General features: G+C 69.3%; 25 protein-coding genes. 3 read left to right on the top strand and 22 right to left on the bottom strand.

Going from position 1 to position 20,234, the window contains the following annotated elements:
- From ACIRDX_RS12215 to tilS, 20 genes are all read right to left on the bottom strand, one after another.
- Positions 1–194, bottom strand: a 194-nt coding sequence (locus tag ACIRDX_RS12215) for a class I SAM-dependent methyltransferase (protein WP_396625708.1), incomplete at its 3' end; no start/stop codon positions are given.
- An 8-nt stretch (positions 195–202) separates the two neighbouring features.
- A complete protein-coding gene (locus ACIRDX_RS12210) occupies positions 203–664 on the bottom strand; it encodes an OsmC family protein (RefSeq protein ID WP_396625707.1) in 462 nt (153 codons plus the stop codon).
- Positions 665–799: 135 nt separating this feature from the next.
- Positions 800–1,870, bottom strand: coding sequence for a sulfite oxidase (locus tag ACIRDX_RS12205; RefSeq protein WP_396625706.1), 1,071 nt, complete (start codon positions 1,868–1,870; stop codon positions 800–802).
- A 77-nt stretch (positions 1,871–1,947) separates the two neighbouring features.
- Positions 1,948–2,652, bottom strand: a complete 705-nt coding sequence (gene nth, locus ACIRDX_RS12200; protein ID WP_396625705.1) for an endonuclease III domain-containing protein — start codon at positions 2,650–2,652, stop codon at positions 1,948–1,950.
- 88 nt (positions 2,653–2,740) lie between these two features.
- Positions 2,741–3,736: a 2-hydroxyacid dehydrogenase gene (locus ACIRDX_RS12195; RefSeq protein ID WP_396625704.1), complete on the bottom strand. Its 996-nt coding sequence runs from the start codon at positions 3,734–3,736 to the stop codon at positions 2,741–2,743.
- Positions 3,737–3,755: 19 nt separating this feature from the next.
- Positions 3,756–4,007, bottom strand: coding sequence for a hypothetical protein (locus ACIRDX_RS12190; protein WP_396625703.1), 252 nt, complete (start codon positions 4,005–4,007; stop codon positions 3,756–3,758).
- Positions 4,004–4,285: a EutN/CcmL family microcompartment protein gene (locus tag ACIRDX_RS12185; RefSeq protein WP_396625702.1), complete on the bottom strand. Its 282-nt coding sequence runs from the start codon at positions 4,283–4,285 to the stop codon at positions 4,004–4,006. Before ACIRDX_RS12185 ends, ACIRDX_RS12190 begins: the two co-directional genes overlap by 4 nt.
- Position 4,286: 1 nt before the next feature.
- Positions 4,287–4,556 (bottom strand): EutN/CcmL family microcompartment protein, encoded by a 270-nt coding sequence (locus ACIRDX_RS12180; RefSeq protein ID WP_396625701.1) that lies wholly within the window; start codon positions 4,554–4,556, stop codon positions 4,287–4,289.
- Between the two features lie 16 nt (positions 4,557–4,572).
- Positions 4,573–4,839 (bottom strand): EutN/CcmL family microcompartment protein, encoded by a 267-nt coding sequence (locus ACIRDX_RS12175; protein ID WP_396625700.1) that lies wholly within the window; start codon positions 4,837–4,839, stop codon positions 4,573–4,575.
- Positions 4,836–5,123, bottom strand: coding sequence for an ethanolamine utilization microcompartment protein EutM (gene eutM / locus ACIRDX_RS12170; RefSeq protein WP_396625699.1), 288 nt, complete (start codon positions 5,121–5,123; stop codon positions 4,836–4,838). Before eutM ends, ACIRDX_RS12175 begins: the two co-directional genes overlap by 4 nt.
- 117 nt (positions 5,124–5,240) lie before the next feature.
- On the bottom strand, positions 5,241–6,122 hold the full coding sequence (locus ACIRDX_RS12165; RefSeq protein ID WP_396625698.1) for a class II aldolase/adducin family protein: 882 nt from the start codon (positions 6,120–6,122) through the stop codon (positions 5,241–5,243).
- A gap of 71 nt (positions 6,123–6,193) precedes the next feature.
- The gene (locus ACIRDX_RS12160) at positions 6,194–6,505 is read right to left on the bottom strand and encodes a hypothetical protein (protein WP_396625697.1); all 312 of its coding nucleotides are present in this window, start codon (positions 6,503–6,505) and stop codon (positions 6,194–6,196) included.
- Between the two features lie 4 nt (positions 6,506–6,509).
- Positions 6,510–7,163: a tetratricopeptide repeat protein gene (locus tag ACIRDX_RS12155; RefSeq protein ID WP_396625696.1), complete on the bottom strand. Its 654-nt coding sequence runs from the start codon at positions 7,161–7,163 to the stop codon at positions 6,510–6,512.
- 142 nt (positions 7,164–7,305) lie between these two features.
- On the bottom strand, positions 7,306–8,049 hold the full coding sequence (locus tag ACIRDX_RS12150) for a pyridoxine 5'-phosphate synthase (RefSeq protein ID WP_396625695.1): 744 nt from the start codon (positions 8,047–8,049) through the stop codon (positions 7,306–7,308).
- A 137-nt stretch (positions 8,050–8,186) separates the two neighbouring features.
- On the bottom strand, positions 8,187–9,524 hold the full coding sequence (glmM, locus tag ACIRDX_RS12145; RefSeq protein WP_396625694.1) for a phosphoglucosamine mutase: 1,338 nt from the start codon (positions 9,522–9,524) through the stop codon (positions 8,187–8,189).
- A 98-nt stretch (positions 9,525–9,622) separates the two neighbouring features.
- Complete coding sequence (locus ACIRDX_RS12140; RefSeq protein ID WP_396625693.1) at positions 9,623–10,534, bottom strand: YbbR-like domain-containing protein; 912 nt, start codon at positions 10,532–10,534, stop codon at positions 9,623–9,625.
- 4 nt (positions 10,535–10,538) lie between these two features.
- A complete protein-coding gene (cdaA, locus tag ACIRDX_RS12135) occupies positions 10,539–11,342 on the bottom strand; it encodes a diadenylate cyclase CdaA (RefSeq protein ID WP_396625692.1) in 804 nt (267 codons plus the stop codon).
- Between the two features lie 22 nt (positions 11,343–11,364).
- On the bottom strand, positions 11,365–12,252 hold the full coding sequence (folP, locus tag ACIRDX_RS12130; RefSeq protein ID WP_396625691.1) for a dihydropteroate synthase: 888 nt from the start codon (positions 12,250–12,252) through the stop codon (positions 11,365–11,367).
- Positions 12,253–12,408: 156 nt separating this feature from the next.
- On the bottom strand, positions 12,409–14,325 hold the full coding sequence (ftsH, locus tag ACIRDX_RS12125; protein ID WP_396625690.1) for an ATP-dependent zinc metalloprotease FtsH: 1,917 nt from the start codon (positions 14,323–14,325) through the stop codon (positions 12,409–12,411).
- A complete protein-coding gene (gene tilS / locus ACIRDX_RS12120) occupies positions 14,322–15,767 on the bottom strand; it encodes a tRNA lysidine(34) synthetase TilS (protein WP_396625689.1) in 1,446 nt (481 codons plus the stop codon). Before tilS ends, ftsH begins: the two co-directional genes overlap by 4 nt.
- 180 nt (positions 15,768–15,947) lie before the next feature.
- On the opposite strand from tilS, the gene ACIRDX_RS12115 reads away from it, so the two are divergent.
- Complete coding sequence (locus ACIRDX_RS12115) at positions 15,948–16,202, top strand: hypothetical protein (protein WP_396625688.1); 255 nt, start codon at positions 15,948–15,950, stop codon at positions 16,200–16,202.
- A 310-nt stretch (positions 16,203–16,512) separates the two neighbouring features.
- Here ACIRDX_RS12115 and ACIRDX_RS12110 read toward each other — a convergent pair whose 3' ends face one another.
- Positions 16,513–17,568: a PmoA family protein gene (locus ACIRDX_RS12110; RefSeq protein ID WP_396625687.1), complete on the bottom strand. Its 1,056-nt coding sequence runs from the start codon at positions 17,566–17,568 to the stop codon at positions 16,513–16,515.
- Between the two features lie 205 nt (positions 17,569–17,773).
- Between ACIRDX_RS12110 and ACIRDX_RS12105 the strand changes: the two genes are divergently transcribed.
- Entirely contained in the window at positions 17,774–18,250 is a 477-nt protein-coding gene (locus ACIRDX_RS12105; RefSeq protein WP_396625686.1) for a hypothetical protein, read from the top strand.
- A gap of 40 nt (positions 18,251–18,290) precedes the next feature.
- Here ACIRDX_RS12105 and ACIRDX_RS12100 read toward each other — a convergent pair whose 3' ends face one another.
- On the bottom strand, positions 18,291–19,700 hold the full coding sequence (locus ACIRDX_RS12100; RefSeq protein WP_396625685.1) for a DUF1254 domain-containing protein: 1,410 nt from the start codon (positions 19,698–19,700) through the stop codon (positions 18,291–18,293).
- A gap of 169 nt (positions 19,701–19,869) precedes the next feature.
- Here ACIRDX_RS12100 and ACIRDX_RS12095 point away from each other — a divergent pair.
- On the top strand, positions 19,870–20,234 hold a 365-nt coding region (locus ACIRDX_RS12095; protein WP_396625684.1), incomplete at its 3' end, for a cyclic nucleotide-binding domain-containing protein.

Below are 20,234 nucleotides of genomic sequence, written 5' to 3'. Positions count from 1 at the left end.
CCGCGCACGTACGTGACCGCCTGCGGGTCCTCGTCCACGGCGTGCACATCGAAGCCCTCGCGCAGCAGGTACACGAGGTTGCGTCCGGCGCCACAGCCGGCATCGAGCACCCGCATCCCTGGGGCGATCCGCCCGCGCAGCAGCTGATCGAACAGGTAGATGTCGATGTGGCCGAACGTCGCCGCGAGATCCATCGCGCTGCTCACCGGCCCTCGACCACGACGGGGCAGCGCACCGAGTTGGCGATGAAGCACGACGCGTGCGCCGCCTCGTGCATGGCGCGGATGTCCACATCGGTCGGCAGGAGCTCGCCGACGAAGTCCACGACGGGGTGCAGCACCACGCGCGTCATGGCCAGGCGGCCGGCCTGGTCGGTGCCCATGGTGCCTACGGCGTGGTCCTCGTAGCGATCGACGATGAAGCCCCGCCCCGCCGCAATCGAGAGGAACCACAGCATGTGACAGCTCGAGAGCGACGCGACGAACGCCTCCTCGGGGTCGACGCCCAGTGGATCGGACATCGGGATCGGCACGACATGCGGCGAGGACGACGCGGGCACCGTGGCGCCCCCGTCGAACGTCCAGCGATGCGCGCGGCTGTACCGCCCGTCGGTGAACTCGGCGGTGTATCGATCCCAGGAAACGACAGCGCTGTGTTCGGACAAGGACAGAAGAGTAGAAGAGCAGAAGGAAAGAAGGCAAACCGGGAAGGACAAAGGACCCAAGCCTTCGAAGCCTTGAAGACTTCAAGGCCTTCCACCTTCCCGCCCTGCCTTCTGCTCTTCTGCTCTTCTACTCTTCTACACGATCGTCACTGTGGTGGGGACGACATGGTGGATGACGTACGTGCCCCAGTCGGGGTTGCGCGTCATCGGCTGCGTGCGGCCCTGCGCGTCGGTGGCGCGCGACATCAGCACCACCTCGCCGGCCGTGGCAGGCACCTGCCAGCGCAGTCGCCAGCGCCGCCAGGTGGAGGCGCCCTGTGGGTCGATGAACTCGGCATCGCGCCACGTGGCGCCGCCGTCGGTGCTCACCTCGACGCGCGTGACGGCGCCATCGCTCCACGCGGCGCCGCCGATGTCGACGACCGTGCCGCGCGCGACCTGTCCACGGGCCGAGGGCCTGGCGATGAGCGACTTCACCTGCATGCCCATCAGCGGACGGCGCAGCGGCCTGCCGGTCGACCGATCCCAGTACGCGTAGTCGGTGGTCTCCCAGTAACCGTCGAACTCGCCCGTGACCGCCTCGATCGACGACAGCCACTTGACCGACGCCATCCCGTAGCAGCCGGGGACGATCAGGCGTGCCGGCGCGCCATGGGCGGCCGGCAGGGGCTCGCCGTTGATCGCGTACGCGACGAGCACGTCGCGGGTCCTGGCCTCGGCGAGGGTCATGCTGCGATGGAACGTGATGGGCCCCGAGGGGAGCGGGGTGTTCTTCACCTCGCCCTTGTCGTGCCCCTCGAACGCCACCCGCGTCGCCTCGGTCGACACGCCGGCCTTGGCCAGCAGGTCGGCCAGGCGAACGCCCGTCCACTCGGCGGTGCTCACGGCGCCCCGCTCCCACTGCACGCCCGGCACGGCGGGCGTGAGGAACTGCCGCCCGTTGCCGGCGCACTCCATCGTGACCACGCGCGACGTCTTCGGCAGCGCCCGCAACTGGTCGAGCGAGAGCGAGAGCGGCTGCCCCACGGCACCACGCACCTCGAGGCGCCACGCGGCAGCGTCGACGGTCGGCACGGCGAAATGGCTGCGCACGTAGTGCTGCGCCGTCGGCGTCAGGAACTCGTCCAGCGCACCGAAGTCACTCTCGAGGTTCTCTGGCACGGCTTGCCGCACGATGCGGCTGCCGCGTGTCACGCTCTGGACCATGGCCAGCGCCCATTCTGGAAGGGCCGCGATGGAGACTGCGGCGGAGCCGATTGACAAAAACGTTCGACGTGGGTGGGTCATGCGATGCGTCCTTCCCGCACGACCCCGATCTTGGGGCACGTGTCGTTGAGCAGGCAACGTCCACACTGAGGGTATATCGGCTTGCACACGTGCTGACCCCAGGTGACGAGGTGAAGGTTGATGGTGGCCCACCACTTGCGCGGGGCCACCTCGTACAGGGCGCGTTCGGTCTGCTCCGGCGTGCGCGTCCGCACCCAGCCGAAACGGTTGGCGATCCGGTGCACGTGCGTGTCGACGCAGATGTTGTCGGCGCTGCGGCAGGCGACGATGAGCGTGAGATTGGCGGTCTTGCGCCCCACCCCCGGCAGCGTCAGCAACGCCTCCATCGTCGTCGGCACCTGGCCGCCGAAGTCCTTCACCAGGATGCGGGCAGTCTCCTTCAGGTGGACGGCCTTGTTGCGGTAGAAGCTCACCGGGTAGATCAGCTTCTCGATGCGGGCGGTGGTGAGGCGCGCCAGCGAGGCCGGATCCGGCGCCACCTTGAACAACCGCAGCGACGCCGCGAGCGTGACCGGGTCCTTGGTCTGCGCCGACAGCATCGTCGAGATCAGCACCTGGAAGGCATCGCCCATCAGTTCCTCGGCGATCTTCTCGATGGCCGGGAGTTCGAGCGACCTGATCGCGCGCCCGAGCTTCGTGAGCGTCGGCGCGACCGGCAGCGGAGCTCTCAGCGTCGGCACTGACTGTGGGCGGACAGGCATCGGGACATTTCAGAATTGCAGACGTTCAGAATTTCAGGGACGGCAGGCAAGGCAATTCTGAAATCCTGAAATCCTGCAATTGCCTGCATCAGGGAACGTAGCTGCCCGGAATGGGCGTCACCGGCGGCCGTCCCTCGAGCACCTCGACCAGGTTGCGCGCGGCGAGGTTGCACATCGCGGTGCGCGTCTCGCGCGTGGCGCTGCCCAGGTGCGGGATCAGGAACGCGTTGTCGAACTTGAGCAGCCCGGGGTGCACCACCGGCTCGAGTTCATAGACGTCGAGCGCCGCGCCCGCGATCCAGCCGTTGTCGAGCGCCGACACCACCGACGCCTCCTCGACCACCGGGCCGCGCGCCATGTTCACCAGGTACGCCGACGGCTTCATCAGCCGAATCGAGTGGCGGTTGATCAGGTGATGCGTCTCGGGCGAAAGCGGGCAGTGCAGCGTGACGACGTCGGAGCGCCGCAGCACTTCCTCGAGCGTCGTGCCCTCGTACGGCGTGCCGTCCGGGCCCGTGATGACCTCGTCTGGCCTTCGGGGCGAGCGCATGTAGATCGTGCGCATGCCGAAGGCCGCGGCCTTGGCCGCCACCGCCTGGCCGATGCGGCCCATGCCGATGACGCCCAGCGTCTTCCCCACCAGGTCCATGCCGAGGAGGAAGTCGAGCTGGAATCCCTTCCACTGCCCTGCGCGCAGGATGCGCTCGCCCTCGCCGAGGCGACGGGTCACGCCGAGGATGAGCCCCCACGTGAGCGCCGCACACGCCTCGTTCAGCACGTCGGGCGTGTTGGTCACGACGACCTTGCGCACACGCGCCGCGGCGACGTCGATGTTGTTGTAGCCGACGGCGACGTTGCACACCACGCGCAGGTCGGGCAACTGGTCGAGGAAGGCCGCATCGACCTTGTCGGTGCCCTGCGCCACGAGACCGGCGCAGCCCCGCGTGCGCGCCAGGAGTTCCTCGGGCGTCGGGCTGCCACTGCCGTCGAACACGTCCATCTCGGCGTGCTGCGCGATCAGGTCGAGGGTTTCGGGGAACAGGCGACGCGACACGAAGACGCGCGGGCGCGAAGGCGTGGACATGGCGATGGCTGTGAAGCGGTCAGTGACCGTAGGACTGGCAGAACCCGCAGTGATGACACGTCACCTGCGGCTCGACGACGCATGGCGCGTCGGGGTCGGTCGGCGCGAGCGCGATGAAGCGCCCGTGCGAGAGGTGCGTCTTCCACGCGGCCACGGACGTGGCGCAGGACGAGGATGCGGCCACGGCAGGGCCGGGTGTCCCAACCCGACCTTCACCGAGATGCCTCGCGAGGGCCTCGCGGACGAGGGCGCGGACCTGTGCTTCGTTCACGACCACGCTCCGTTGGTCTCGAGTTGGTCGACGATGCCGACGATCGCGGCATCGACAGGGGCGCCCTTGCGGCCGAGGGCATCGCCGGCGGCCTTGCCCTCGATCACCAGCAGCACCCGCTCGCCCACGCCGGCGCCGACGCTGTCCACCGCGAGCACGGGCGTGCCCTTCGCGGTGCCGTCGGGCAGCTCCGGCTGCACGAGCAGCAGCTTGGCGCCGTGCAGCTTTGCGTGCTTCTGCGTCGAGACGACGGTGCCGACCACGGTGCCCACCTGCATGTCAGGCGACCACGTCGGTGGAGTCGACAATCCCGACGATGCTGGCATCGGTGGGAACGCTGACGGGATGGAACGGGTAGGCAGCCTCGCTGCCCCGCACGAAGAACACGCGCTCGCCCACGCCGGCGCCCGCGGCGTCGGTGGCGACGAGCGGCCGGCCGACGTCGGATCCGTCGCGGGCCACGGGCTGCACCAGCAACAGCTTCACGCCGGACAGCTTCGCGTCCTTGTGCGAGCAGACGACGGTGCCGACGACTCGGGCGAGGTGCATGGGCGGGAGTGCGCGATCAGGCCATCGACACGGTGTCGACGATGCCGACGATGGCCGCATCGACGGGCGACTGCGACAGGCCGTCGGCCATGCGCGCCGAGCTGCCGGAGACGACCAGCACGGTCTCGCCGGTGCCGGCGTCCACGGTGTCCACGGCCACGAGGGGCGTGCCTTCGAGCTGCCCCTCGGGCGACACGGGACGCACGATCATGAGCTTGGCGCTCAGGAGCCGTTCGTCCTTGCGGGTCGCCACCACGGTGCCGACGACCCTGCCGAGGATCATTTCGTGGAGGCCTTGCCGATGGGCAGCACGTCCTCGAGGTTGCTGTGCGGGCGCGGAATCACGTGCACCGACACGAGCTCGCCGACGCGGCGGGCCGCCGCAGCGCCGGCGTCGGTGGCAGCCTTCACGGCCGCGACGTCGCCACGCACGATCGCCGTGACGTAACCGGCGCCAATCTTCTCCCAGCCGACGAGGTTGACCTTGGCGGCCTTCACCATCGCGTCGGCGGCCTCGATCATTGCCACGAGGCCCTTGGTCTCGATCATCCCGAGTGCTTCACCCATAGTTCGATTCCCTGGCGCGTCGCGCCGGCTTGCGCGGCCATCCCGCGCGGTCCTGGACTTGATCCTCGCCCGGCGCCGGATGCCTCCGGCGGTCGGGGCCCACGAGGCGCCCCGCAACTACGCGTCGCGCGTCACCTGGCGTACCGCGTCGGCGATGAGGGCCGCAAGCTCGCGGTATGTTAGCCGAATTTCCCCGCCCCCGACGCCCGGCCCGCCACCCGGCAGGCCCCCACCCGGCGGCACGACCGGCGACGGCACGATGCGCGGCCCGTCCGAGGCGGGCGCGTCCACGAACTGGCACGTGGCGCCGTCGGCGCCGGCCTGGCTCGGGTCGGTGCAGATGGGCGCCGGCGACTTGATCCCGTAGAAGTCGCGCAGGCCCTGCAGCCGGTCCACTTCCTCGCGGGAGATCAGGTTCTCGCGCCCGAGCTGTCGCGCCACCAGCGTGATCTGCGCGAAGTGCTCCATCGTCTCCATCTTGTAGTACGCGTTCAGGAGATCCTGCCCGCAGGTGAGCGCGCCATGGTTGGCCAGCAGGAGCCCGTCGTGCGCGGTGATGTACTTCTTCACCGCGTCGGGCAGTTCCTGCGTGGACGGCGTGGCGTACTCGGCGATGGGGACGCTGCCCAGCGAGAAGATGATCTCGGCGAGCGACGACTTGTTCAGGGGGATGCCGGCCACGGCAAACCCCGTGGAGAGCGGCGGGTGCGCATGGACGACGGCCGTGACGTCGGGCCGCATCTCGTACACGGCCAGGTGCATCTTCAGCTCGGTCGAGGCATCCCGGTGGCCGGCGACCTTGTTCCCCTGCATGTCGGTCACGACCATCATGTCCGGGGTCATGAAGCCCTTGGACACGCTCTTGGGCGTGGCGAGCAGGTGGCGGTCGTCGAGGCGGCAGCTGATGTTGCCGTCGTTGGACGCCACGTAGCCCCGGGCGTAGACACGCCGGCCCACTTCACAGATCAGGGCGCGGAGTTCTTCTTCGCGGGGCAGCATGGGGCGACGGGTATCGGGTATCGGGGAGCGGGTATCGGGAGCCGGGTACGGGGTACGGAGGGCCGCCGGGGTCAGTGCGGCCGAGCCGCCTGCGCATCATAGGCGGAACGGCAGCGCTCTGAACAGAAGTAGGCGATGGTCCCGCCGGCGCCTCGTGCGGTGAGGGCTCGTTCCTGCAGCACGTAGGTGCCGCAGACCGGATCCTGCACGAGCGTGCCCTGCGAGCGCGCCACGGGACCGCCCGCAGCGGCGCCCCCGGGCTGGCGGGCGTCGGCCGGCACGCGAGCCGACTCGATCAGGCCCCGGAACAGGCCGCCGACCACGAGCATCACCGCCCTGACGAGCAGGAACAGGAGCAGCAGCCGGAGCAGCCAGCCGAGCACCGGATCAGGCTCCCTGCTTGGGAGCAGCCGTCGCGGGAGCCGCCGAGCCGGTCTCGGGGTGGGCCGACTTCAGGCCGTCGAGCGCCTGCTTGGCGGCGCGCGCCTCGGGCGAATCGGCCGGGGCCAGTTCCATCACCTTCTCCCAGGCCTGGCCGGCGCCAACGAGGTCCTGCTTGCCGAAGGCCCGCACGATCCCGAGGTTGAGCCAGGTCTTGGTGTGCTTGGCGTTGATGTCCAGCGACTTCTGGAACTGCGCCAGCGCCTGATCGACCTGGTTCGAGTAGTAGTAGCTCACCGCCAGGTCGGTGCTGACGTCCGGGTTGGCCGGCGAGAGCTTCAGGGAGGCCTCGTACCACTTGGCCGCCTCGGTGTACTTCTCCGAATCGAAGTAGAGGTTGCCGAGCTGCGTCCGGACGTCGGCGTCGTTGGGCTGGTCGGCCGCCTGTTTCTCCAGCGACTGGACCCGGGCGAGGTCGAGCGCCGGCGCCGTGCTGGCCTGCGCGCCCTGGGCGCCCGCCGAGGCCGGGGCCACCTGAGCCGCAGGCGCCGCCGGCCCGCCCGGCGTGCCGCTGCCCGCCTGTTGCGCGCCAAGCATCCATCCGCACAGCAGCCCGAACAGGGCCCCCGCGATTCCGACGATGATCGATTCTGGTTTCATGAACTAGGGAACTTGGGGCTTGGCGCTGGGGGCTTGGACCCTCTTCCCCTGCACCTTAGTGCCTTTTTCCTTTGGCCTTCTGCCTTGTGCCTCGTGCCTTCGACATTACGGCATCGCGGCATCGCAGCATTGCCACCATCCCTCAGATGATATCTCCTGCGGCCTCCCGGTACTCGAGCACCGCCTGGCGCAGGCCGACGTACAGGGCGTAGCTGAGGAGGGCGTGGCCGATCGACACCTCGTCGAGCCGGGGCATCGCCCCGACGAAGTCCGGCAGGTTCTCGAGGTCGAGGTCGTGCCCGGCGTTCACCCCGAGCCCCAGTTCGTCGGCCAGGCCTGCCGCCCGCGCATACGGAGCCAGCGCGTCGCCGAGGGACAGGCCCTTGGTGTTGAAGCCCCGCGCGTACGGCTCGGTGTAGAGCTCCACACGGTCGGCCCCGACCCGCTGGGCAAAGCGGACCGCCGCTTCGGTGGGGTCGATGAACAGCGACACGCGGATGCCGAAGCCACGCAGGCGGGCGATCACGTCGCGCAGATCCTTCTCGTCGGTCTCCGGCGACCAGCCCGCCTCGCTCGTGATCTCGCCAGGACGCACCGGCACGAGCGTGCACTGGTGCGGCCGCACGGTCTCCACGAGGTTCAGCAGGTCTGGGCGGGGGTCACCCTCGATGTTGAACTCGACGTTCTTCCACGGCTCGAGCAGGTCCTTCAGGTCGTGCACGTCCTGGAACGTGATGTGCCGCGCGTCGGCGCGCGGATGCACCGTGATGCCCGGCGCACCAGCCTCGACGCACACGCGCGCGGCATCGGTCACGGAGGGAATCGCGCCGCCACGGCTGTTGCGAATCGTGGCGACCTTGTTGACGTTGACGGAGAGTTTGGCCATCGTGCTTCGGCAATTTGAAATTGCACATTCGAAATTCCCGGCGGCTCGGCCTTCGGCCTTCGCTCGCTCGAGATAGCCCGAGGCGCCAGGCCGAAGGCCGGCGCCGCGAGAATTTCACATGTCCAATTTCGAATTATCTATCCTGCGCCCAGCGCGCCCTTGGCGGCATTGGCGATGTCGTGCGCCCAGGCCTCGATCTCGGCCTGATCGCGGCCCTCGAGCATGATCCGCAGCAAGGGCTCGGTGCCCGAGTAGCGCACCAGCAGCCGCCCTTCCTTGCCGAGGCGACGCTCCACGGCGTCGATGGCCGCTGCAATCGCCGGCACCTCGGCCACGGGAACGCGGCGCCCGACCCGCACGTTCACCAGCACCTGCGGATACGTGACCAGTTCGGACGCGAGGTCGCGCAGGGACCGCCCGGTCTCGGCCATCACGCGCAGCACGCTGAGCGCGGTGACGATGCCGTCGCCGGTGAACAGGTGCTCGGCGACGATGACGTGCCCCGACTGCTCGCCGCCGAGCGCGTAGCCGTGCTCGCGGATCTCCTCCATCACGTATTTGTCGCCCACGGCCGTGCGCAGCAACCGGATCCCGTGGCGCTCCAGGGCCCGCTCGAGACCGAGGTTGCTCATCACCGTCGCGACCAGGGTGTCCTTCGTCAGGCCGCCGGTGCGCTGCAGGTGGAGCGCGAGGATCAGCATGATCGCGTCGCCATCGACCACCTGCCCCTGGTCGTCGATCATCAGGCAGCGATCGCCGTCGCCATCGAACGCGATGCCCACCGCGAGCCGGTGCTCGCGCACGTACGTCTGCAGCGCCTCGAGGTGCGTCGACCCGCAGTGCAGGTTGATGTTGCGGCCGTCGGGGTCGTTGCCGATCACCTGCACGTCGAGGCCCATGTCCCGGAACAACCGCGGCGCCACCGTCGTCGTCGCGCCGTTGGCGCAGTCGATGGCAATGCGGAGGTTCGACAGCGCCCCCGAGAGCGGCAGCGCCTGCTCGCAGTGACGCATGTAGGGCTCGACCACCTCGTGGTACTCGATGTCGGCCGAGGCATCGGGCGAGACCACGAAGTGCGGGTCGGCCACCAGCGCCTCGATCTCGCGCTCGAGCGACTCGTCGAACTTCTGCCCGTGGCCCGAGAAGACCTTGATGCCGTTGTCCTGGTAGGGGTTGTGCGAGGCCGAGATCACGAGGCCCGCGTCGAAGTCCTGGGCGCGGGTGATGACGGCCACGGCCGGGGTCGGCACCACGCCGGCCGACAGCAGGTCGCCACCCATGGCCCGGATGCCGCGCGCCAGCGTCCGCTCGATCCAGAAGCCGGATTCGCGGGTGTCGCGCCCCGTCAGCAGGCGCGCCGGCCCCTGGTGAGGCAACACGCGGACGAGCGCCGCGCCAAGTCGCAGGATGGTGGTCTCGTCGAGGGGCCACTCACCTGCCACCCCGCGTACGCCGTCGGTTCCGAACAGTTTCATAAAGGGCTCAAGGCTCAGGGCTCGAGGCTCAGAAAAGCAGGCTCAGGGCTCAAGGCTCAGGGACCAAGCGCCAAGCCCCAAGCCCCAAGGGTTTCACGTCACTTGATCACGACCGTGACTTTTTCGGGCGTCACGCGCTCGATCGCCACACCTTCGCGGCTCGGCACGCGCACGGGCAGTTGATGACGACCGCGCGTCAGGCCCGCCAGATCGACATCGGCCTGAAGGTCACCCGCTCCAATCCCGGCGATGCGCTCACGGGTGCCACGCACCACCACGGCCACGGTGCCCGGCGTGATCCGCGCCGCGAGCCCGTTGCCGACGTTGGACGCGCGCACGGTCACGCCAGCCAGCGTCTCGAGGGTGGGCGCAGGCACGATCTCCACCGTCACGGTGGCGACGATGGGCTCGCGCAGGCGCACGGACGGGTCCTCGACGCCAACGGTCACCTTGTCCTGCACGGTCTTGCGGGCCCCCTCGACGCTCACCGGTTCGGTCGCTGCCGAGCTCATCGCGTCGAGCTTGCGGAGCGGGCCGATCACCTGCACCGTCGACGGCGACGCCGTGATCTGGCCGACCACGAAACCCGCCTCCGGATCGCCCTCCACCACCGGCGACACCGGGAGCACCTTCTGACCCGCGCGTTCGAAGTCGAGCGAGACGGTCGGCGGGGTCACCTGCACCACCTCGACGCCGAAGGGCACCCGCACCTCGCCGGCCTGCATGTTGAAGATCCGTGTCCCCTGGCGCGCGCCGGCCAGGTCCAGCGCGGCCACGACGTCGCCCTGCACCACGCGCGCGAGGTTGCCCGACGAGCCGCGCAGCCGCACGTCCACGGCGCCCGGCGGGTCGCCCACGATCTGGAGCCCCGGCGGCACGTTCTGGAACTCGAGCGGCACCTGGATGTTGCGCTCGACCACGCTCTGCCCCGCCACGGCGAGCCAGAGCACGACGGCCACGACGAGCGACACGACCTTCAGCGGCAGGTTCGCGAACGGGTGCAGGGCCATGGCGTCAGGGGCGCGGGAACTGCCGGCGCCCCGCCTTGCGGTTGAGCACGAGCTGGGTGAGCCGCGACCGGAGCGTGTCCGGGGTGAACCCGCGCGAGATGTGGCCCTCGGTGGCCACCGAGATGCGGCCGGTCTCCTCAGACACCACCACCGCCACCGCGTCGTTCTCCTCGGTCAGGCCGATGGCCGCGCGATGCCGTGTCCCGAGGTCGGACCCCACGGTCGGGTTGACCGTGAGCGGCAGGAAGCACGAGGCCGCTGCGACCTTGTTCTCCTGGATGATCACCGCGCCGTCGTGCAGCGGGCCGCTGGTCTGGAAGATCGTCACGAGCAGGTCGTGCGTGACCATCGCATCGAGCGGGATGCCGCTCTCGATGTAGTTGCGCAGCCCGATCTGCCGCTCGATCACGATGAGCGCACCCGTGCGGCGATCAGCCATCTGCGTCGCCGCGGTCACGACCTCCTCGATCGTCTCCTCGTCGGTCTCGGCGCGCGAGAAGGCCCGCACGAACGGGGTCCGGCCGAAGTGCGCCAGCGCGCGGCGGATGTCGTTCTGGAACAGCACGATGGCCGCGAACACGACGTAGCCGATCATGTTGCGGATCAGCCAGTTCACCGTCTGCAGCGGCGCGGCGAGCGAGAAGAAGTACAGCGCCACCAGCAGCGCCGATCCGAACGCCATCTGCATGGCGCGCGTGCCGCGGATCAGCTTCAGCGACTCGTAGATGATCAGCGCCACCACGAGGACGTCGATGACGTCCCACCAGGTCAGGGGCGTGCGGCTGAGCCACGAGAGGAGGAAGTCCATGAGCGGGCCGGCAGGCCCCGCGTCAGCGCGGGCCCGTCTCTGCTACGGCGCTGATCATATCTGCCACGCGCACCGCCTGCACACTGCCGCCCACGTCGTGCACCCGCACGATGTGGGCGCCCGACAAGGCTGCCACGGTCGCCGCCGCCAGGCTGGCCGCGTCGCGCTCGCCCGGCGCGTGCTCCCCGATCGCCTCCTGCAGGAACGACTTGCGCGATGCCCCTAGCAGGATTGGGAGATCGAGGTCGCGCAGGCAGGGCCGCGTCAGGCCGCCGAGCACCGCCCAGCTCTGCGCCGCCTGCTTGGCGAACCCGAGGCCCGGGTCGATGACCAGCGACTCGCGAGGCACACCCGCCTCCACCGCCTGGGCCACGCTCCACGCCAGCTCGGCCGCCACGTCGGCCACCACATCGTCGTACTGCGCGTAGCGGTACATGTCGGCCGGCACCCCGCGCATGTGCATCAACACGAGCGCTGCGCCGGTCTCGGCGGCCACGCGGGCCAGCGCGGTGTCGCGCCGGAGGCCGCTGATGTCGTTGAGCATCGAGGCGCCCGCCTCGACCGCCGCGCGCGCGACCCCTGCCTTGGTGGTGTCCACCGACACGGGCACCGACACCTGCGCCGCCAGCGCCTTCACCACGGGCTCGACACGGGCCCGCTCGGTGGCTTCGTCGACAGCAGGCGCGCCTGGCCGTGTCGACTCACCGCCGACGTCGATGATGTCCGCACCCGCCGCCACCATCGCCAGCGCCGCGTCCACCGCCCTCGGCACATCGTCGAAGCGGCCGCCGTCGGAGAAGCTGTCGGGCGTCACGTTGAGGATGCCCATCACGAGCGTCCGCCGTCCGAGTTCGAGCGTGCGCCCGCCGGGCAGGGGAAGCACGTAGCGTCTGCGGGTGGTGGGCGTCATGGCAATTCGAAATTCGACATTCGAAATTCTAGAGGGCTTGGCTCACGCCTTCGCCGCTAGACGTTCTCACAAAGCAAAAGGCGCCACCCGGAAGGTGACGCCCTTGTTCGAGTTGACTCGAATTTCAAATCTGGAATTTCAAATGACGAGTGCTTTTCACTCCTGAGCGAGCGGCTTGTTCGGGATCGGCATCGGCGGCACGATGGACGGCCGCGGACGACGTTCCTCGCTGGAGACCTCGGACGGCGTGCCCGGGGTGGTGGCCACCGGCTCCGGCGCGTCGAGCGACTGCCCCGCGATGATGGCGCGCACCTGATCGGCGTCGAGCACCTCGCGCACGAGCAGCTCGTCGGCGATGCGCTGCATCGCTTCCTTGTGCTGCTCGATGATGGCGCGCGCCACGTCGTACCCGGTCATCACGATCGACTGGACGGCCTCGTCGATGCGGATGGCGGTGTGCTCCGAGTAGTCGCGGTGCTGGTTGATCTCGCGACCGAGGAAGATCTGCTCTTCCTTCTTGCCGAAGCTCAGCGGGCCGAGTTCGCTCATGCCCCACTCGCACACCATGCGGCGCGCGAGGCCCGTGGCCTGCTCGATGTCGTTGCGCGCGCCGGCGGTCTTGGTGTGGCAGAAGATCTCGTCGGCGATGCGGCCCGCCATCGCCACGGCGATCTGCGAGTCGGCCTCTTCCTTCGAGAAGTCCACCTGCTCGCCCTGCGGCAGGAACGAGGTCAACCCGAGGGCCATGCCGCGCGGGATGATCGTCACCTTGTGCAGCGGCACGGCGTTGGGCAACAGCAACGCCACCAGCGCGTGGCCGGCCTCGTGGTACGCGGTGTGGCGCTTCTCTTCGTCGCTGATGATCCGCGACTTGCGCTCCACGCCCATGATGACCTTGTCCTTGGCCATCTCGAAGTCGTCCATCGTGACCACCTTGCGGTTCTGGCGGGCAGCGATGAGGGCCGACTCGTTGACGAGGTTGGCGAGGTCGGCGCCGGCAAAGCGCGGCGTGCCCCTGGCGATGACGTTCAGCTTCACGTCGTCGCCCATCGGGATCTTCTTGGTGTGCACCGCGAGGATCTGCTCGCGGCCGCGCACGTCGGGCAGGTCGACCACCACGCGGCGGTCGAAGCGGCCCGGGCGGAGTAGCGCGGGGTCGAGCACGTCGGGGCGGTTGGTCGCCGCGACGAGGATCACGCCCTCGTTGCTCTCGAAGCCGTCCATCTCGACCAGCAACTGGTTGAGCGTCTGCTCGCGCTCGTCGTGCCCGCCGCCGAGACCGGCGCCGCGGTGACGACCGACCGCGTCGATCTCGTCGATGAAGATGATGCAGGGCGCGTTCTTCTTGCCCTGCTCGAAGAGGTCGCGCACGCGGCTGGCGCCGACGCCCACGAACATCTCCACGAAGTCGGAACCCGAGATCGAGAAGAACGGCACGTTGGCTTCACCAGCCACCGCGCGCGCCAGCAGGGTCTTGCCGGTGCCGGGCTGGCCGATGAGCAGCACGCCCTTCGGAATGCGCCCGCCGAGCTTCTGGAACTTCTGCGGCTCCTTGAGGAAATCGATGATCTCCTGGAGCTCTTCCTTGGCCTCGTCGACGCCGGCGACGTCCTTGAACGTCACCTTCTTCTGGGAGCCCGAGGACAGCTTCGCGCGGCTCTTGCCGAACGACAGGGCCTTGTTGCCCCCGCTCTGCATCTGCCGCATGAAGAAGACCCAGAAGCCGATCATCAGGAGAATCGGGGCCCACGTGTAGAGGAACATCCCCCACGGGCTGCCGGTCTCTTCCTTGGCGATGACCTCGACCTTGTTGGCCACCAGCTTGTTGCCGAGACCCTCGTACTGGGTCGGGGCATACGTGCGGACCCGCTCACCGCCGGACTTGTAGGTCGCGACGATTTCCTGGCCCGTGATGGTGACCTTGTCGATCTTGTTCGTGTCGAGCTGCTGTACGAATTCGCTGAATGGGATGACTTCTTCGCGGGCCTGGAACGTGGTCGAAAAATTCCAGATCAAGACCCCGACGATGACGAGCACCATCCAGAAGAGCAGGCTCCTGAGCGTCGAGTTCAAGCCTTTCCTCCTGACCGCGTGGCTTGCAAGAGTAGCACGGCGGTCGTATGTGGCTGGACCGCAAATTCCTCGCCGACTGCGAGGCCAACCACCCACGCAATCCGACCGCTCTCTGTCGTCACCACCGGCACGCGGTCGCGCTGGAGCCGGGGCACCTTCCTGTTGACCATCACGTCCTGGATCTTCTGACTACCGGATACGCCAACCGGCCGCATCCGGTCTCCCGGCCGTCGTCCGCGGACGAGGAGCCGGGCGCCGACCACGTCGGCATCGAGGGCCACCTCCCAGGTGCCGAGCGCGTCCGACAGGGCGATGGCCTGGCCGTGGGAGCGTCGGAGAACCGACGCCACCAGCGACAGCCCCAATTCATCGACGCGCACCTCGCCGGGCACGGTCCAGTAGCGCTCGGGCAGGGCCGGCGCCCCGCCAGGCTGCGCCCACGGGCGGGGATAGCCGGGGCGGGCGAGCACGATCCGCAGGCGCGCGCCCTGCCGGCTCACCTGCAAGGGGCCCAGCCGCCCGGACTCGCCCTGGCGAATCCGCTCGAGACGGGCGAGGCCCTCCACCAACCGGGACGTGACTCGGCCGTGCGCCACCATCTGCTCGAGCGCCGCCATGCGCACCCGCCGCTGGAGCATCGGCGGGACGTCGGCCAGGCGGGGCAGGTCGATCGACCAGCCCCCGTCGGCCGCGGGCGTCAGGACCGACGGCAGTTCCACCGCCGCGCAGGCCGCCAACCATTGCTCATCGTCGCGCCACGCGTCGGCCTGGCGCGCCAGCCGTTCGGGCAGGGACGCCCCGGCCATCGCCATCAGGACGGGCAGGATCTCGTGGCGCACCCGGTTGCGCGGGACTGTCGCGTCGCGATTCGAGTCGTCGTTTCTCCACGTGAGCCCCTTCGAGGTGACGAACCGCTCGACCTCGTCGCGGCGCACGTCGAGCAGGGGGCGGACCAGCAGGCCGTGCGTGGGCCACATGCCCGACATCCCGCGGGTGCCCGCGCCGCGCAGGAACCGCAGCAGCACCGTCTCCGCCTGGTCGTCGAGGGTGTGGCCGAGGGCGATACGCGTGGCCATCCGCGAGCGGGCCACGCGTCGGAAGGCTGCATGGCGCAGGACGTGGGCCGTGCGCTCGACGGACCAGCGGCGACGGGCCGCCTCCCCGGAGACGTCGACGGGCACGAGGTCGAAGGGCAGGCCGAGGCTGGCCGCGAGTTGCTCACAGAACGCGGCATCGGCGTCTGCGTCGGCCCCGCGCAGGCCGTGGTGGACGTGCACCACTCCGGCCAGCTGCGCCCCCGCCCGCGGCGCGAGCGCGGCCAGCACCAGCAACAACGCCACGGAGTCGGCTCCGCCCGACACGGCCACGAGCACCCGGTCCCCGGCCGACAGCAGGGAGTGGCGGGTGATCGTCGCCCACACGCGGGTCGGAAATCGGGTCACGGCGGCGGCACGAGCTGGACGAAGGGAGAGTGTGGCGACATGCCCCGATTGCAAGGGAACCAGACGGCTGCCGATTCAGTCTTATGCACCCTGTGTAGGGTTCGGGCCGCCGCAGGCGTGCGACATCGAGCGGCCGACACCCGTAGTCCTTATCTCTCTTTCATTCCATCCGACGGGAACGTGGCACGCCTCCTGCTCGTCGATCCTGACATGTCACGACCCCTGAACTTCGCCGATGTGGCGGTTCGAGCCGAGGGCGACCACTGGGTAGTGGTCGACCACGCCGACAGGCCGGTGCTCGACCAGCGTTTTTCCGACCGATTCTCCGCGATCTCGCTCGGTCTTCTCGTCGCCCGCCAGCAGGGCGGCGCCGTGTGGATCGACGAAATGGACGAGACGCCGCGCGTCCCGAGCCACATGCAGATTTTTCACTAGGCGACGGTCCACCGGCGCGAAATGTCGCCGGTCCGTCCGCCAGTGGCGCAGGCACGCCCCACTCGGGCCTGCCCGCCAAGAGGTGTGCGACGCCGCCTGCCCCCCGCAGCGCGTCCCACCCGCCCTCAGGCCTCGAGGCCTCAACGCACTCCCCACAATGCTCCCGTCCTCCGCACTCCGCGGTGGCCGAGGTGTGCCCTGAAACGGGCCACAGGCCAGGGGCGAGAGGCGACCCGTCGCCCGCAGGCAGCCTGCCGCCTGCCGCCTGTAGCCCGTCGCCTGTACCCCGTACCCCGTACCCGGTACCCGCTTACTTCGTCGCCGCCCACTCCTTGAACAGCTCGGCGATTCGCTCCGGCGCCAGGCCGGGGTGGATGACCATGCGGTAGCGGAAGCGCGCGTGCTGGCCAGGCTCGAGCACCAGCGATCCATCGGCCTTCGGGTCGTTCAGGAAGTCGTGCAGCCCGAACGGGTTGATGGCGTGCAGCCCGTAGCCGCGCGAGTGCCAGTACGTCGGGTAGCGCGGGTTCGACGGGTGGTCCATCAACACGATGCCCACCGGCTCGTCGCCGATGCGGCCCGCGTAGTCGACCCACTCGGACCGCTTGCCCCACACCTGGGCCTCGCCCTCCCCGCCCTGCGCGTTCCGAAGCCGGCCCGTCCGGGTGGGCGCACCGGCCTTCGGCGTCTTCGGCGGCTCCTCGAGCGCGGTGGCCATGCGCAGCGCGAAGATGCCTTCCTTCGTGTCGCGGAAGTGCGCCCGCTCGATGGCGACGAGGTCGAGATCCACGTCGACGATCCGCAGCGTCTTGTGCGCATGGAAGGTCATGCGCCGCGTCTCGGTGAGCAGCGGCGCGCCGCCGGGCTTGTTCCAGGAGAGCACGACGTCGATCGTCCCGCTCGTCTTGCCGCTGGCCACCTTCACGGGGCCCTTCGGCACGATGCGGCCCAGGGTGGCGTCGGTGGGCGCGGGTCCGGCAGACCCCGGGAGCGGGCGCGAGGGGTCGGCGGCAGGCTCGCCGGCCCGGGTCGCGACGTTCTGGATCGCCCAGAAGTTCAAGCCGTTGACGTCGCCGTGGCCGTAGAACAGGCCCGCGTGGTGCGGATGGTCGGTGGTCTCGCCCGGCACCTGGCCGGCGGGGAACGACCGGTTCACCACCGTGCCCGTCGCCGCGCGCAGCGGATGCAGGTAGACGCGGTTGAGCGTCGGGCCGCCGGTGTGGAACACGGTGAACGGCTTGCCGTCGATGGCGACCGTCACCTCGTCGGCCTTGGCGGTGATGGTCACCTGCGCGGCGGCCGTCGACGGAATGGCGAAGCCCGCCGCAAGGACGAGCAGGGGCAGCAGAGGGCGACTGGAAATCATCGCGCGCACTGTAGCACCGGAGCGATTCCAGGGGCTCGGAGCTGGGGGCTCGGAGCTCGGCAGCCAGGTGGCAGGGGCTGGGGGATGGGGGCTCGGGGCTCGGACAACAGGTGGCCGGGGCTGGGCGCTGGAAGCTCGGAAGCCAGGTGGCAGGGGCTGCGGGCTGGGCGCTCGGAAACCAGGTGCCAGGGCGTACGCTGTGCGCATGCCGATGTCACCAGAGCAACTCGCCGTCGTCCGCCAGCTGATCACCGAGAGCCGCGTGGTCTCGCTGGCGCTCATCGTGGAGGACGCGCCGGTCATCGGGCTGCTGCCGTTCGTGGCCACGCCCGACTTCCGCGCGCTGGTGGTGCACGCCTCGAGCCTGGCGCGGCACTCGAAGGGCCTGCACGACGGCGCGCAGTTCGACGCGCTGCTGCACGAACCGGTCGTGGGCGACGTCGACCCGCTGCGCGTCAAGCGCCTCACCCTGCGCGGCCCGGTGCACGTCCCCGAACGCGGCACGCCGGCCCACGACGCCCTGCGCCACCTCTACCTGCTCAAGTACCCGGAGGCCGAGCTGATGACCACGCTCGGCGACTTCGCGTTCTACGTGCTCCCCATCGCGGGTGGCCGCCTCGTCACCGACTTCGGCGCCGCCGCCAACGTCACCGCCGACACGCTGGAAGCGCTTCGCGCATAGGCTCAGGGCTCAGCATTCTGAGTCCTGAGCCTTCGCTCGCCTACTTGCCCGCGCTCTCCGTCCGTGTGATTGGTGGCAGCTTGTAGGTGCCGTCGAGCAGGGCGGGTTGCGGGACGTAGGTGCGCAGATGAACGTCGAAGGCGCCGACGGGCGCGGGCAGCCAGTTCGCTTCCCTGGACGGCCCGGGGGTGTCGTGCTGGATGTACAGCGTCAGCGATCCGTCCGCCGCGAACTGGAGACCGGGCGTCTGGCTGCCGATCGAGTAGCGCTTCTTCGGGTTCTCCACCATGAAGAAGGTCTTGCCGTCGTACATCGTCAGCGACCAGAAGCCGTTGACGGGCGGCAGTTGGCCCTTCTCGAAGCGCATGGTGTAGGCGTTCGCGCCGTCGAGTGGCTGCCCCGAGGCATCCTTGTCGGCATTGAAGTAGATGGCCTCCTCGGGAGCGTTGCCAGCCAGCGAGCGGAACGCGATGGCTGAGCGCACGAGATAGTCCTCGCCGAAGCGACCATTCTTCATGCTGAAATCCCAGCCATTGGCGTTCTCGCCCAGCTTGGCCGCCTGGATGGCGGCGAACCCTTCCTTGGCACCGGCCTCGATCGCCGCGCGGGTCTCGTCGGACAGCGACGACGGGGCGTAGCCGGTCGTCGGGCTCAGCCCGATGGCCGACAGGCGGGAGATCAGAGGCTGCGCCGCGGCCGGCATCGGCGTGTCCTTCAGGAGATCGCCGAAGACCGTGAAGAACTCGGTCGCCGACCAGGTTTCAGGCGGCGCGAGGGGACTGAAGCGAGGATTGCCGCCCGGGCTGGACTTGCCGTTCATGTCCGTCAAGCGGATGGAATCCTGCGCCGCGTGCGCGCCGGGCAGATCGCCCTCGCCGCGCACGCCAAAGCGTGCCGCAATCCAGATGCGTCTGGTCGGCGCCACGAACACCTTGTCGATCCCCTGCGGCGTCGTGCCGGCCCATCCGGGTGCCGCCAGCAGGAATCGTCCTCCCTGCGGACCGGTGGCGCGCGTCCCGACATAGTCGAAGGTGTTGGAGAACGCATCCATCATCTGGAAGGTGAAGTAACGCTCTCCCATCGCGGGAATCTCGAGCAGGAACGGCCCTTTCGAGAGGTCGATCCAGGCGCTCGAGTACAGCGTGTCGTTGTTCGGCATGACGATGGTCGTGAGCGCAGGACTGCCGAGCGCACGCACGTGGCCGAAGGTGTTCTCGGGCGCGCTGCCGTCGCCGCGATCGGCATCGACGCTCACCATGTTGCGCCGCTGTCGCTCCATGTAGACGGGCGCGTACGCATAGATGTACGCCTCCCTGGCCAGTGCCTGCATCTCGGACACAGGCAATTGGGCGACGGGTGCCTGGGTGCAGGCCGGCAGGGTGGCCAGGCCGAGGCCCAGCAGCGACATGCCGATCGCCAGTGCGCGACGGACGGGGTTCAGGCTGTTCATCATCTCGGGTACCTCGGTCTGTTCAGGCGGGCGAAGTCCGACAGGGTCGGGGCGGCGCACCGATCGACAACGCTCTTCCACCTGCTGTGTGATCCACAGTTACCGGCTTGCCGGCAGCGAAGTCTGTCCAATGCTGGACAAACGGACCCGGCTCTGGCAGAACTCCGCGATGAACACTGCGCAGGCGCGCCGGCGGCTTTCCGATCACGGCTGGTTGGCGGCCATGCCGCAGGAGTTCCGACTGGCGCTGCTGGACCGCTGTGAATGGCAGCCGTTCAAGGCGGGAGAGACGATCTATCTCGCCGGCGATTCCCCAGGAGGCATCTACGGCGTCTGCGAAGGGGCGCTGGCGATGACCTCGGGCCTGGGTGCGCCACTGTCGCCCGTGGCGCACGTCGGCGGACCAGGGACCTGGACCGGCTTTGGGCCACTCCTCACGGGCCAGCCCCGACGAGGGACCCTGCAGGCCCTGACGCCGCTGCTGGCGGCGCACGTCCCGCTTCGCCCGCTGCAGATCCTGCTGCAGGACCACCC

Source organism: Luteitalea sp., assembly GCF_044337415.1.
In the GTDB taxonomy this organism is placed as follows: Bacteria; Acidobacteriota; Vicinamibacteria; order Vicinamibacterales; family Vicinamibacteraceae; genus Luteitalea.
This window is presented reverse-complemented; position numbering and strand designations above follow the sequence as displayed.

Coding starts and splice junctions, on each gene's coding strand:
- folP (WP_396625691.1), bottom strand. CDS start 12,252: ATGACGCCCACCACCCGCAGACGCTACGTGCTTCCCCTGCCCGGCGGG.
- ACIRDX_RS12155 (WP_396625696.1), bottom strand. CDS start 7,163: ATGAAACCAGAATCGATCATCGTCGGAATCGCGGGGGCCCTGTTCGGG.
- ACIRDX_RS12175 (WP_396625700.1), bottom strand. CDS start 4,839: ATGATCCTCGGCAGGGTCGTCGGCACCGTGGTGGCGACCCGCAAGGAC.
- ACIRDX_RS12195 (WP_396625704.1), bottom strand. CDS start 3,736: ATGTCCACGCCTTCGCGCCCGCGCGTCTTCGTGTCGCGTCGCCTGTTC.
- eutM (WP_396625699.1), bottom strand. CDS start 5,123: ATGGGTGAAGCACTCGGGATGATCGAGACCAAGGGCCTCGTGGCAATG.
- ACIRDX_RS12205 (WP_396625706.1), bottom strand. CDS start 1,870: ATGGTCCAGAGCGTGACACGCGGCAGCCGCATCGTGCGGCAAGCCGTG.
- cdaA (WP_396625692.1), bottom strand. CDS start 11,342: ATGGACTTCCTCCTCTCGTGGCTCAGCCGCACGCCCCTGACCTGGTGG.
- ACIRDX_RS12100 (WP_396625685.1), bottom strand. CDS start 19,700: ATGAACAGCCTGAACCCCGTCCGTCGCGCACTGGCGATCGGCATGTCG.
- ACIRDX_RS12165 (WP_396625698.1), bottom strand. CDS start 6,122: ATGCTGCCCCGCGAAGAAGAACTCCGCGCCCTGATCTGTGAAGTGGGC.
- ACIRDX_RS12185 (WP_396625702.1), bottom strand. CDS start 4,285: ATGCAGGTGGGCACCGTGGTCGGCACCGTCGTCTCGACGCAGAAGCAC.
- glmM (WP_396625694.1), bottom strand. CDS start 9,524: ATGAAACTGTTCGGAACCGACGGCGTACGCGGGGTGGCAGGTGAGTGG.
- ACIRDX_RS12180 (WP_396625701.1), bottom strand. CDS start 4,556: ATGCACCTCGCCCGAGTCGTCGGCACCGTCGTCTGCTCGCACAAGGAC.
- ACIRDX_RS12110 (WP_396625687.1), bottom strand. CDS start 17,568: ATGATTTCCAGTCGCCCTCTGCTGCCCCTGCTCGTCCTTGCGGCGGGC.
- ACIRDX_RS12150 (WP_396625695.1), bottom strand. CDS start 8,049: ATGGCCAAACTCTCCGTCAACGTCAACAAGGTCGCCACGATTCGCAAC.
- ACIRDX_RS12105 (WP_396625686.1), top strand. CDS start 17,774: ATGCCGATGTCACCAGAGCAACTCGCCGTCGTCCGCCAGCTGATCACC.
- nth (WP_396625705.1), bottom strand. CDS start 2,652: ATGCCTGTCCGCCCACAGTCAGTGCCGACGCTGAGAGCTCCGCTGCCG.
- ACIRDX_RS12140 (WP_396625693.1), bottom strand. CDS start 10,534: ATGGCCCTGCACCCGTTCGCGAACCTGCCGCTGAAGGTCGTGTCGCTC.